At 62.3% G+C, this 12,331-nt stretch carries 11 protein-coding genes and 1 pseudogene; 8 read left to right on the top strand and 4 right to left on the bottom strand.

All coding sequences use genetic code 11. The features are described from left to right. The 3 genes and pseudogenes from AC5Y46_RS25130 to AC5Y46_RS25140 form a co-directional block, all read left to right on the top strand. Positions 1-559: pseudogene (locus AC5Y46_RS25130) on the top strand (MFS transporter); the annotation flags it as partial. After that, a complete protein-coding gene (locus AC5Y46_RS25135) occupies positions 556-1,527 on the top strand; it encodes an SAM-dependent methyltransferase (protein WP_499946975.1) in 972 nt (323 codons plus the stop codon). The pseudogene AC5Y46_RS25130 and the gene AC5Y46_RS25135, both read left to right, overlap by 4 nt. An 11-nt stretch (positions 1,528-1,538) precedes the next feature. Next, entirely contained in the window at positions 1,539-2,786 is a 1,248-nt protein-coding gene (locus tag AC5Y46_RS25140) for a cytochrome P450 (RefSeq protein WP_499946976.1), read from the top strand. Positions 2,787-2,940: 154 nt separating this feature from the next. Here the strand turns inward: AC5Y46_RS25140 and AC5Y46_RS25145 are convergent, their stop codons facing one another. Further along, positions 2,941-4,446 (bottom strand): flavin-containing monooxygenase, encoded by a 1,506-nt coding sequence (locus AC5Y46_RS25145; RefSeq protein ID WP_499946977.1) that lies wholly within the window; start codon positions 4,444-4,446, stop codon positions 2,941-2,943. After that, entirely contained in the window at positions 4,439-5,593 is a 1,155-nt protein-coding gene (locus AC5Y46_RS25150; RefSeq protein ID WP_499993673.1) for a phosphotransferase family protein, read from the bottom strand. Before AC5Y46_RS25150 ends, AC5Y46_RS25145 begins: the two co-directional genes overlap by 8 nt. Between AC5Y46_RS25150 and AC5Y46_RS25155 the strand changes: the two genes are divergently transcribed. Beyond that, positions 5,592-6,434, top strand: a complete 843-nt coding sequence (locus tag AC5Y46_RS25155; protein ID WP_499946979.1) for an alpha/beta fold hydrolase — start codon at positions 5,592-5,594, stop codon at positions 6,432-6,434. The genes AC5Y46_RS25150 and AC5Y46_RS25155 overlap by 2 nt on opposite strands. 7 nt (positions 6,435-6,441) lie before the next feature. On the opposite strand, the gene AC5Y46_RS25160 is transcribed toward AC5Y46_RS25155, so the two are convergent. Continuing rightward, the gene (locus AC5Y46_RS25160) at positions 6,442-7,008 is read right to left on the bottom strand and encodes a TetR/AcrR family transcriptional regulator (RefSeq protein WP_499946980.1); all 567 of its coding nucleotides are present in this window, start codon (positions 7,006-7,008) and stop codon (positions 6,442-6,444) included. Between the two features lie 164 nt (positions 7,009-7,172). On the opposite strand from AC5Y46_RS25160, the gene AC5Y46_RS25165 reads away from it, so the two are divergent. From AC5Y46_RS25165 to AC5Y46_RS25180, 4 genes are all read left to right on the top strand, one after another. Further along, positions 7,173-8,096, top strand: a complete 924-nt coding sequence (locus tag AC5Y46_RS25165) for a metal-dependent hydrolase (RefSeq protein WP_499946981.1) — start codon at positions 7,173-7,175, stop codon at positions 8,094-8,096. Between the two features lie 232 nt (positions 8,097-8,328). Beyond that, complete coding sequence (locus AC5Y46_RS25170) at positions 8,329-8,580, top strand: cytochrome P450 (RefSeq protein WP_499993675.1); 252 nt, start codon at positions 8,329-8,331, stop codon at positions 8,578-8,580. Between the two features lie 8 nt (positions 8,581-8,588). After that, positions 8,589-9,755 (top strand): Rv3169 family protein, encoded by a 1,167-nt coding sequence (locus AC5Y46_RS25175; protein WP_499946984.1) that lies wholly within the window; start codon positions 8,589-8,591, stop codon positions 9,753-9,755. Next, positions 9,752-10,483 (top strand): SDR family NAD(P)-dependent oxidoreductase, encoded by a 732-nt coding sequence (locus AC5Y46_RS25180; RefSeq protein ID WP_499946985.1) that lies wholly within the window; start codon positions 9,752-9,754, stop codon positions 10,481-10,483. Before AC5Y46_RS25175 ends, AC5Y46_RS25180 begins: the two co-directional genes overlap by 4 nt. A 476-nt stretch (positions 10,484-10,959) precedes the next feature. On the opposite strand, the gene AC5Y46_RS25185 is transcribed toward AC5Y46_RS25180, so the two are convergent. Beyond that, a complete protein-coding gene (locus tag AC5Y46_RS25185; protein WP_216638378.1) occupies positions 10,960-12,231 on the bottom strand; it encodes an ATP-binding protein in 1,272 nt (423 codons plus the stop codon). Positions 12,232-12,331 lie beyond the last annotated feature (100 nt).

The following is a 12,331-nucleotide window of genomic DNA, read 5'->3' on the forward strand; positions in this document are numbered from 1 at the left end:
GCACACCAGTAACCGAGTGTGTACAAAACCCGGGGTAGCTCATGTTGTGTATGCGGCTCGTCGACGCCAACTCGACATACTCGATTTAGCGTGGCCGATGTTGGGCCTCAGTACCGGAATGGCTTGCAACGCGCCCGCGACCACTGCCATTACCGGCGCAGTCCCACTGAGCAAGCAAGGGGTCGCCTCGGCGATCAACGACACAACGCGAGAGCTTGGTGGTGCCCTCGGCATCGCGCTCGCCGGTTCAATCCTGGCCGCCGGATATCACAGCGCACTCGCAGAGAATGTCACGTCGCTACCCGAGACGGTCAAGGAACCTGCGCTCGGTTCGCTCGCCCAAGCACTCACGATTGCCAAGCAACTCGGACCCGCGGGAAACGATCTGACTACCCACGCGAAAGCCGCCTTCCTGCAAGCAATGCAATCGTCGCTCTCGTTGTTGGGCATCGTCGTCCTGGTCTCCGCTACTGTCGTCGCGGTCTGGGCACCCGGACGCGACGGACAACAAATCCGAATCGTTCGCCGATTCACTGCGCAACGCGACCAGAGGCCATGACAGACAACAACGTTCGTCGGCCGGATGCATCCGACAAGGAAGCGCGCCAAAGTTGGGACATCACTACCGATCTCGGATCGACCGCACTTGCGGTGGCCGCCCAACGCGCCGCTGAAACTGCACAACAAGACCCCCTCGTGCGCGATGAATTCGCCGCGATTCTGGTAGCGGCTGTCAACGAGCCTGGATGGAATGCAATGGCCCGTGGTGACCTGTCTTGGATGGGCCCCGAGGACGACATCGGGCGGCGAATGGCAATAGCTGGTCGCGAGTATGTTGCCACCCGGACCGTCTTCTTCGACGAGTTCTGTGCATCAGCTAGCGCAGATGGAATCGAACAAGTCGTGATCCTGGCAGCCGGCCTGGATGCACGAGCGTACCGGCTCCCCTGCCTGTCCGGTGTCCGCGTTTACGAAATCGACCAGCCAGCAATACAAAAATTCAAGCAATCCACGCTCGACGCGCACGGCGCAACCCCACTCGCCGACAGTCACCTGGTAGCTATCGACCTCCGCGATGCTGACTGGCCAAACGCTTTGAGGGAATCGGGATGGGACGAGGCGCTGCCTACCGCTTGGCTCGTAGAGGGACTGCTTCCCTACCTATCGTCCAGTGAGCACGACGAACTCTTCTGGACGGTAACCCGATTGAGTGCACCCACCAGTCGGTTGGCAGCGGAGGTCTATCACCACTCCACGAAACACTTCGGCAGCGAGCGCCTCGAACGATGGAAAGACGGAGCCGCCGACATAGATAACGCATTGGGCGTCGATGTTGACGTCACGGCGTTCATCAATAGCCAAGACGCAAGCGACACCGCATCGTGGCTTACCAACCACGGTTGGGTCGCAGAATCATTGGACAGCCGCCTCGAAATGGCACGCTTTGGTCGCCCCGTACCGCCTGATCTCACCGATACCGCGCCCGCGAGCTCTTTGGTAACTGCGGTAAAGCAGTCGCCCAGATAGGACTAGACCGAATGCCCATCAATACCGACGCTCCGAGCATCTTCGAGGCTGACTTGCCGACCATTGCGTACGACCTCGCCACCGCCACACCCACAGAGGTCCGCCGAAAACTTGAGGCAGCCCACCGATTAGCGCCGATCGCACTGGGACCCTTTGGACCAGAAGTACTTTCCTACGAACTCGTTCATAACCTGCTGCGAGACCCTCGTTTCCAGATTCCGCGGGGATACACACTTGCCGTGCAAGGCATCACCTCCGGTCCCGTCTGGGACAGGGTCGCGAACTCGCTGCTGAGCATGGAGGGCGCCGAACATCAGCGGGTGCGCAGCGTCGTGTCCAAAGCATTCACCCCCCGCGCTGTCCAACGCCTGCATGCCACAATTGTCGATGTCATCCACGACATCATCGAACCCATCAGTCGTCGCGGTTACTGCGAGGTGGTAGCCGAGATAGCGCGGCCTTACCCTGTGCCTGTCATCTGTGCCCTGCTCGGCGCGCCCCGCGAAGACTGGCAACAGTTTTCGTTGTGGGCAGACGACATCTTCGCCGCATTCAACTTCGGCTTCAGCCGCGATGACTTACCGAAGGTGGTACGTGCATGGGATGAGCTCGACGATTACGTCGACGATATGGTTGCGCGTCGTCGCCTCACCCTGACCGACGACTTACTCTCCGACCTGATCCGCGCCGAGCACGATGGAGAACGACTCACCGGCGAAGAGTTGCGGATGCTTGCCGCGGCGATGCTGCTCGCGGGCACCGACACCACACGCAACCAGGTGGCCGCCGCGATCGGTGTTCTCTGCGATCATCCGGACCAATGGGAGCTACTTCGCAAAAACCCGGATCTGGCGATGCGCGCCGTCGATGAAGCCATGCGCCATTCCCCCATCGCCAACTCCCTACTGCGGGTCGTAGCCGAGGACGCCGAACTCGGTGGCGTCCTCTTCCCCAAGGGCACGATCGTGTTCGCCAATACCGTTACGGCCAACCGTGATCCAGCAATCTACGACGAACCCGACCGATTCGATATCACCCGTCAGGGCTTACCGCCAGTATTGAACTTCGGTACCGGCGCGCACTACTGCCTCGGAGCCAACCTGGCTCGTTTGGAGATCGCTGAAGCGCTGAAAACCAGCACCCGCCGAATCCGCAACCCGCGCATAACCGGTCCCGTGCCCTGGAAGCCGGTCGGTGGACTCAGCGGGCCGGCAAACCTACCGATCACCTTCGACATCGAATCGCCACCGATTGGGTGATTGAGTGGCATGTTGGCTGCCGAGAAACGACTAGTGGCCAAGTCGAGGTATCCGGTCCTGACCAAATTAGAACCCACCCCGTGTTCGTCGTTCGATCAGATTCGGCCTATGTCGAAGACGACAATTCGGGCTCAGATCGGACGTACCAACCGGGCTAGCCGCGAGCTGACCGTAGCCCCAGCAATTCTCGATGCCGAGCTTCGATGCCGCGGCGCCGAATGACTTCTTCCGAGAGTCGGCCAAGCGACTTGATCAGCAACCGGTAAACGACTGCACCGTAAGGCCATTGGGTGACCACGCGGCCTGACCGCGTCTTATAGTAGTTGTTCGACTGCACCCAGGCGGTTTTGGCTATCGCGCCTTGAATCCATCGGTTGTAGTGCCGGTAGAACGAGGGCCGAACCTCGATACCGGCGATGGAGTCGTTGCGTAACCGTCTGATGGACCGCACCGCGAACTCGGCCTGAAGGACCAACGCCGAGACGATTTCGCCACCGTTGGTGTTGGGCCCGTAGAGGATGTAGAAGTTCGGGAAATGCGGCACCGTGATGCCGGCGAATGCCTGCGGTTCGCCGTCCCAGAACTCCTGCAACGTCTGCCCGCCGCGCCCGACAACGCGGTACGACGCCAGATAGTTAGTCGGCTGGAAACCGGTCGCCATAATCAGGACGTCGGCAGAATGCTCCACGCCTCGCACATCCACGACGCCAGTTGTGGTCACGGATTGCACGGCGAAGGGAACGAGTTCCACGTCGTCGCGCAGCAGCGCTGGATAAAAGTCCTTGGTGAGCACCGGGCGCTTACCCGGGTAGGGATATTTCGGGGTGACCGCCTCGGCGAGATCGGGACGGTCGGCGAAGACCTTTGCGATGTAGGAGCGGGCGCGTCGCTCGGCCAGTTTGTTGATCCTGGTGCCCGGTCGATGCAGGGAACCGAACATCTGACCGATCTCGATTAGCCAGAACTGACGCAGCCGTTCCCGGCGCCGAACCCAGGGCCGGCGCAACCTGGCTCGATCCTCAACGGAAAGATCGCGGTCCGGTTTGTACATCACCCACCCCGGCTCGCGCTGGAACAGCGTTACCCGTTGAGCCGTACCGGCGATCGCCGGAACCACCTGCACCGCACTGGATCCGGTTCCAACGACGGCGACCCGTTTACCGGTCAGGTCAATCGGCGTCCAGCGTGCGGTGTGCAGTTTGGGCCCGGCGAAGTCGTCCAGCCCCGGCCAGGTCGGATAATTCGGGACGTTGAGCATGCCGACAGCGCTGATTACCGCTCGGAACGCCCGAGTTTCGCCGTCCGCGGTCACCAGCACGTAACCTGCGGCGGACTCGTCCCACTCGACCTGGGTCACCGTCGTACCGAAACAGAAGTGCGGCCTCAGCCCGTACTCGTCTACCACCTCTTCGAGGTAGCGCTGCAACTCGGCCTGCCGGGCGTGGGTGCGGGTCCAGTCATGCGGGCGAAACGCAAACGAGTAGAGGGCCGAGTGGACGTCGACCTCTGCCCCGGGATACCTGTTGTCCCACCATGTTCCGCCGAGACCGTCGGATTTCTCGAACACGGTGAAGTCGGGTAACCCGGCCTCGACCAGCTTGATGGCCGCAGCGATGCCGGCGAAGCCGCCTCCGATGACTGCGACCGCCGGGTCAGCCACGGACCGCCTCGATCGTCCATTCCGGCAAAAGTGGCGCGCGGGTAAGTAAGTGATCGCCCTGGCCCAGGGCACGCAACAGTACCTGGATGCGCAACGTGCAGCAGCCTATTCGAACGGTCGCGAAGTGCTCGTACCACTGCAAATCGCTGAGTCGACGCCCGATCATTTCCTGGTACCGGCCGATGAGGCGGTCCCGGGTGTCGAATCCTGGCAACTCGGGGTCGTCGGGTAGACCGAAGGCGGCGCACATCTGCCGCCGGGTGGCCAGCCACCAGGCAAAGTCCGCCTCAGCAGGGCACAGGCAAGCTTGCTCCCAATCCAGGACACCGCGGACGTCGCCCGAATCGCTGAAGATCACATTGGACATCCGCGCATCGCCCCAGCAGACGCTGGGTTCGGCGGGGTTGGCGGGCAGGTTGCGTGACAACCAGTCGAAAGCGTCCAGCATCAAGTCAGGAACGTCGTTGTCCGTGCCCCACTTGGCGTATTCCAACCACCAGGTCAGTTCGGCGTCGTTGCCGACTCCGGTCGGCCGCTGTAGCCAGGACGCATCGCTTGTCGGGACATGTTGCAGCGCAGCAAGAATCGCAAGGAATGAGTCTTGAGCGCGACGCTGAGTTTCGCTGGACGCGTCGTGCAGCCAACCCTTGCGGGCATAGCTCATATCGCCGGGGATCTGACCCAAGATTCGAGGCATGACGAGAAACTTCGATCCGATCCAGGCGGGATCCGATTCGTAACGCAGCGGTGAGGGAGTCGCTACGCCGTACCCGCGTACCAGCTGCTGGGTGCGTGCCTGTGATTCGAGGTCGTAGTCGGCGAACAATCCGCCGCCCGTCGGCGGGATACGTACGACGAACTCGTCGTTACCCTCGATACCCTCAACCGACGCGATCAGGCTCTCGCTGGAAAACCCGCCAGACTTATTGGCCACCGCCAAGTCGGTCACCGTTGCCGGAGCCGCAAATTCGTCGGTAAACCATCGACTCAGCGCCTGCCGAGTGGCGGTGAGGTCGCGTTGCACCAAGGTCAAACCGGCCATAGCAAGAGCACCTTTACATAAGAAGTCGATATTGTAAAGTACGTTACGGATTACAAGCAAGCAGTGGAATGTAACGTAGCTGCCGACGACGAGGGAGCATGGCATGCCCGGACTGGATCCCCTGACCTTCGGTGACATCGGCGACAGCAGTCGACCACTGGCGATCGCCGTCCATGGGTTCCCCGACACTCCGCATACGTGGCGGCACCTCGGGCCGGCACTGGTCGATCATGGATACAGGGTGGTGGCACCGTGGCTACCGGGCTATGACGCGCCCGCTACGGGTCCGATCACTGTCGGCACCTACGTACGGCACATCGAGCAGGTTCGCAGCGAATTTCAGGGCGATGACCGCTGCGTCGTCGTTGGACACGACTGGGGGGCCAACGCCGGGTACGGGGTCACCGCTCTGGCACCGGACCACTACCGGCGGCTAGTCACCCTGGCAGTCCCACCCATCGGCGCGCTGGGACCGGCAATGTTCGAGTATCGGCAGATCCGCCGTTCCTTCTATATCTGGTTCATCCAGCAGGTCGGCATCGCCGAGGCGGCGCTGGCCGCGCCCGGCTTCTGGGAATCGCTGTGGGCCGATTGGTCACCGGGATACGACGGTTCCGACGATGTCGCGCGTTTGCGTGAGACGGTGACCGAAGCTTCGATCGCAGGCATCGTCTGCCCCTACCGGGCCTCGTTCAATCCCGCTTTCGACGATCCCGTGGTTGCGGCCGAGGCCGCCGCGACGATGGCTCCTACCCCCATCCCGACCATGTACCTGCACGGGCTCGCGGACGGCGCCATAGGTGCCGACATCCTGCTCGATGTCGAGGGGCAGCTGCTCGCCCCGGGGTCCCGAGTCGAATTGCTCGACGGCGTCGGTCATTTCCTGCACCTCGAGCAACCGGACCGGATCGCCGACGTCATCTGCGGTTGGTTGCCGGCGGGCTAGATGCGCGTCAGGCACTGGCCACCGGCCGGTCGGCACGCCCGTGCGCCGGTTCGAGCCCTGCCGCGTAGCGCAACTCGGCCAGGAATTTCTCCGGGTTCTGCTCGCCGATCACGTAGTGGCACACCGCGACACGCACCACCGTCGCCGCGGCGACGTCGGCATGATCGCCGGGAATGATCCGGGCGATCCGCTCGTGCATTACCGGCATGACACGACGCATCTGCGACAGTACGTGTTCGGGCTCCACATCGACGAGCGAGCTCAGCGAGTAGCCGTGCTGGAATTCGACGATGAATTGCAGTGCCGCGTCAAGCCGCTCGTTGCCTCGCAATCCGGCGACCGCAGCGGCGATGCCGGCCTCGAAATTGTCTTGTTCGTAGAGTCCAAAGGCTTCCAGCAACGCGCCCTTGGACGGAAAGTAGCGGTACAGCGTCGGCCGGGACACGCCCGCTTCGGCGGCGACTTCCGACAGCATCAGGTTCTTGCGGCCGCTGCGAGCCAGTACCGAGAAGGTCGCAGACAGAATGCGTCGGCGGGTCGACCGCTCGGCGTTGGGTGGCACGCGAACTGGCATCACTAACCTTTACATATACAGGTACAAATGTCACACTGAGGCTGCCTGCAGCCGGATTTTCTCCGGATACCTGTGTTACGTGCGGACAGTCCTATGTCACTTCCGCGGCGTGAGCCGGCGGTCCATACGGTGGCGAACGATCACAGCACGAGGAGGTGTCAGTGGTGACGGACCTTGTCGTCCGCAAGATGCCGTTCGAGTTCGATTCGACCGTGCCGTTCTTGCGGCAGCCGGCCAATCCGAGTTTCTCGGTCTTCTGCAACACCTTCACCTTCATCGCGGTGCCGTTCGAGCGCTACCTCATCAGCGCGCTGCGAAAAGCCAAAGGCCGCCTTGCCGAGGATCCGGCCGTCGCCGCCGAGGCCGATGCCTTTTTGCGCCAGGAAGCCCAGCACGCCTCCGCACACCGCAAGCACATGCTTGCCCTCATCGAGCGGTACCCGGGTCTGGAAGAGTGCTACGACCATGCAAACCGCTCCTACGACCAGTTGATCGCGGCGCACCCCGTCGAGTACCACGCCGCCTACGTCGCGAACCTTGAGGCGACATTCACTCCCCTGTTCAAAGTCATTCTCGACAATCGCGCAGCGCTGTTCGGCGGCGCCGACAGACGTGTGGCCTCGTTGATGATGTGGCATTTTGTCGAGGAGATCGAGCACCGCAGTTCGGGATTGATGCTTTACCGGCACCTCGTCGACAGTCCGTGGTACCGGGTCAAGCACGTGCGCCAGACATTCCGGCATGTCGGTGCGATCACCCAGCGAATCACCCAGGCGTTCGACACACACGTCCCTCCCGACGAACGCGGCGGCACCTCGGTTCAGCAGGTGATGAAGTCGGCACTGACGAGCGAGCTGAGGTTCCGGGGACCCGGCGGGCGGCGCCGCCGCGCCCGCACCGGATCGGAATCGACGCTCTTCGGGGCGGTACCGACCGGACAGCTCACCGCCATGCTGTGGCGGCTACTGCTCTCGCAATCACCGAGACACAACCCGACCGATCAGCCGCTGCCCGCCTGGGCCGACACCTGGATGCGGGAATACGAACGTGGCACGGACATGACCACTTTCGCGGGATTCGAAGCATGAAGGTCGGCGAGTTCGACCCCTTGTCCGAAGACTTCTTCACCGAACCGTTCGAGACTTATCGCCGGCTGCGCGACGTAGCTCCGGTGTATTCCAACCTGAGGTTGGTCCAGAAGCGTCGCGCCGATCCGCAGGACGACATGCTTACCCAACTGAACAGGTCGAGGTCGAGCGTAAGCACGGCGGGCCGGCCGGTCTCATCGATACAGAGACTGTCCTGTCCTGTCGCTGCTCGGTGGAGCCGGTGCTGTTTTTCGACCCGGACCAATTCGACCTCGAACGCAAGCATTTCGGTCACAACCTGGACTTCGGTTATGGCGTGCACCGCTGCGTGGGCGCGGCACTGGCACGCATGGAGGGACATACCGCGCTCGACGTGCTGCCCGACCGTATGGTCGGATTCGATGTCGACCCAAGCGATTTGCGGCGCATCAACATGACGAATGTAATGGGATATTCGCATGTTCCGGTGCGGATCAACAACTGAAGGGTGGAGTGTTGCTGTCCACTAATTACGGACGACTGGTGCCGGAGGACGAGTTTCTCACCCACCAGATCGTCGATACGTTCGCCACCGTGAGCCAGTCGGATCCGTCCTGGACGGAAAAGATCTGGACTACCGCGCACGCCAAGGACAATTCCCTCCAAATCGCCCTGGGTGTAGGTAAATACACCAACCGCGGTGTGTTCGACGGGGCGGCCGGGGTGTGCCGGGGCACCGAGCAGTGGACGGTACGGGCGGGGCGCCGCCTCTCGTCCGACTCCGCTGGCACTACGGTAGGCCCGATTCATTATGAAGTCGTCGAACCACTGCGCGCGATCAGGGTCAGCTTGGACGAAAACGAACACCAGCCAATCGCGTTCGACGTGGTGATGCGCGGCTCGTTCGACACCGCCCTGGAGGATCCGTGGCCCGACCGCAGCCCGGATGGTTACCGGGTGACCCATAACGTGTTGCGGTACCACCAGATCGGTGTTGCGTCGGGTTGGGTGCAGCTGCACGGCGAGCGTACCGAGATCAAACCCGAGGAGTGGATCTCGATCCGCGACCACTCCTGGGGATTGCGACCCGGTGTCGGCAAGCCAATCCCCGGCCTGCCCCGCGGCGGCAGCAAGATCCGGCAGATGTTCATGACCTGGCTGCCGATGACGATGACCCGTTCTGACGGGTCAACATATTCGCTGTTCGTATTCCTGCAGCACGAGCGCGGACAAGGCTTCGACAACCTGCGATTCCAGGCTGAACAGCAAGAGCCGGAAGGTGATTCGCGGCGTTTCGCGGCGGTCGAACAGGACCTGCGCTTCCGCGACGACAATCGCCGGTTCACCGAGGGCACCATCACTCTGGTCGAGACGGACGGAACCAAACGACCACTGAGCATTCTGGCTGTCGGCGACGGAGGGTTCCACCTGGGCACCGCCGGCTATTACGGCTGGAACGACTGGGTGTACGGCGAGTGGGTCGGAGAGCTGCGGGTGGAAGGCAACCATGTGACCGACTGCGACGATCCGGCGACCGCACGCAAAGTTCACCAACTGCGCGATTTGCTTGTTCGGGTGGAAGACCCCGTTGAGGGCGGTACCGGCTTCGGAAACATCGAAACCTTCGCCTTGGGCGCCTTCCCCGAGATCGGTCTGACTCAAGAGAATTCTTTCCTGTGACCACGATCGTCACCGGAGGCGGTTCCGGCATCGGCGCGGCGGTGGTGGCCAAGCTCCGTGCGATCGGCGCCGACACTGTCTCCTGGGACATAGCCGGTGGTGACTTCCACTGTGACATCAGCGATCCCGACTCACTGGCGGCCGCGATGCAGGCGACCATCGCTGTGGGCGGGCCGCCTACGCGCCTGGTGGCGTGTGCCGGGATCGGCGCATCAGGGCTGTTGCTCAACCAGCCTTTCGAGCAATGGCGACGAGTGCTCGACATCAACCTCACCGGCACCATGCTGACCATGCGCACTGTTGCTCAAAGCATGATCGAGTCCGGCAACGGCGGCTCAATTGTTGCGGTTTCCAGCATCAGCGGCACGATCGCCGACCGTGACATGAGTGCTTACTGCGTTTCGAAAGCAGGTGTGGACATGCTGGTTCGGGTAGCGGCCGCGGAGTGGGGACGATACGGGATCCGGGTCAACGCGGTGGGCCCCGGCGTGACTTGCACCCCTATGCTGGCCAAACCCGAAGCGTTGCCGGGTTGGTTGGATGGCCTGAACGAGCGCACTGCGCTCGGTCGGCTCGGCCAGGCAGACGACGTCGCCGGAGCGATTATCGGAGTCCTCGACATGGATTGGGTGACAGGTCAGATTGTCTTTGCCGACGGAGGCCTGGCCTTGTATAGCCCGATCAACGCATACGGTCAGATGCAGCAGCTGAGCCCGCCACCGGGGTGACCGCGCGACGGGAAGCGGACGCCGATGGAGTCGCTCAGGTCACTGGGTGGCTTCGTTGCGCTCCGAGATTCGGCCTCCATCAACAACTCTGCTGTGTGAACACGCGCTAGGAATAAAGCCTGGGGTACTTCACACCACCAGCGTTACCACCGTCAGCAAAACCGGCCACCACGTCCTGAGCAGCCACACCATCGACCCCGACACCAACTACTGGCGCAACCAACAGAAAACCCCCGCCGATGGCGGGGAATCTGTAACCCCTCACGCGACTCATCTGTAACCGATGACGCGACTCATCACATTGGTGGAGCTAAGGGGACTCGAACCCCTGTATTCGGTCTTCGTCAACGCCTCTACCTGCGCTTTTGGCCGTTCTCGATCAATTTCAGTGCCGTTCGTCACCTGCGGTTTTCGGTTCGGCGTGTTGACGGCGTCAACACAGCGCACCGTCTCCATTAACGGCAGGTTCCGCACCATCACGGACCCAGCAGCGCAAGGGGGACTACGCCGATGCCGTCGGGGCGTCGGTAGGCGTTGGGTCCGGTATTGATGATGATCGCGTCGAGCAAGTCCGCGCGCAGGTGCTCGGCCAGCCAGCGCAGATGCGCGGTGTCTCGATCGTCGACTGTTGCAGCCAGTTTCACCTCGATGGCAAGAACCCGGCCGTCGTCACGCACCACCACCAGGTCTACTTCGTGGTCACCGTTGCGTGTCCGGAGGTGACCAACGGTGGCCTCGGCAGCCTGGGCAGCAACCCGTACGCAAAGCGTGACCAAGGATTCGAAAAGATGCCCGAGCATGCCGCCGGCCTGGGGCCCGATCGGCTTACCTTCACCGCCGAGCAGTGTATCCACAGACAGGCCGAGTAGACGCGCCGCCAACGCAGGATCGGCTAGGTGATGCTTGGGCGATTGGGCTAAGCGCGCCAACGGGTTTGCCGCGGGACCCCAAGCGGGCACGGGGTCAAGAAGCCATAGCTGACTAAGCACATCTCGGTACGCGATGCTCGTCGAACGCGCCGGCTTGTCACTGACACCGGCGGTGGCCGCGTCCAGCACTGCCGTGTAGCTGGCCGTCGTGGACGTGGCGGCCGCGTAGGCGCGCAACCACGCCAACATGGCATCAGGCTTACGAACTGCAAGCCCCTGCTCCGGCACGTCTCGGTCGACGGCATTCCGCAGGTACGAGTCCAGCTGAAACTTCAATGCCCGCGCACCAAGAGACCGCATACCCGGAAAGCCTGACGCCACGATCTCATGCGTGTAATCGGCTAACCGGATCTGCGTCGCCCCGTCGAGCGGAAGTCTTCTCCCAGTCAGCAATTCGCCAAGAATGATTGTTGGTGAAGCGATCCCCCGCTCTGACAACGTCATCGGGCGCATGCGCAGCCGCCCGATACGCCCCGCGCCGGAGTGGGCCGTCGCCCCGTGGCGCGGTGAAGCGCTGCCGGCAAGTAGAAACTGGCCACCAGACGGGTCGTCATCCACAGCGCGGCGGACGACATCCCACACCTCGGGAACCTTCTGCCACTCGTCGATGAGCAATGGCCGCGGCCGAGTCACCAGGAGACCCGGGTCAGCGCGCACGGCCTCATAGTTAGGCTTCGCATCGAGTCTCATCACGCCGACGACTCGCTGCTCGGCTGTCGTCGTTTTCCCTACTGCCTTGGGTCCGTCAATGGCAATCGCAGGTACTTGCCCGAATAGTTCGTCTAATTCGCCGTCGATGACGCGCCTGACATACCGCACATAGCCAATCATACAATTAGCCGACAGCGAATCAGTCATATAGCATTAACGGAATCAGTCAGTTAGCATAGGATAGGCCGAGCCGGGCCGTGCAGCTGAG

The sequence above is a fragment of the Mycobacterium sp. NGS59 genome, assembly GCF_059812345.1.

What these genes read in the sequence shown, in the direction of transcription:
- AC5Y46_RS25155 (WP_499946979.1), top strand. Translation starts at nt 5,592, where the DNA reads ATGCCCGGACTGGATCCCCTGACCTTCGGTGACATCGGCGACAGCAGT.
- AC5Y46_RS25160 (WP_499946980.1), bottom strand. Translation starts at nt 7,008, where the DNA reads ATGCCAGTTCGCGTGCCACCCAACGCCGAGCGGTCGACCCGCCGACGC.
- AC5Y46_RS25140 (WP_499946976.1), top strand. Translation starts at nt 1,539, where the DNA reads ATGCCCATCAATACCGACGCTCCGAGCATCTTCGAGGCTGACTTGCCG.
- AC5Y46_RS25135 (WP_499946975.1), top strand. Translation starts at nt 556, where the DNA reads ATGACAGACAACAACGTTCGTCGGCCGGATGCATCCGACAAGGAAGCG.
- AC5Y46_RS25150 (WP_499993673.1), bottom strand. Translation starts at nt 5,593, where the DNA reads ATGCCATGCTCCCTCGTCGTCGGCAGCTACGTTACATTCCACTGCTTG.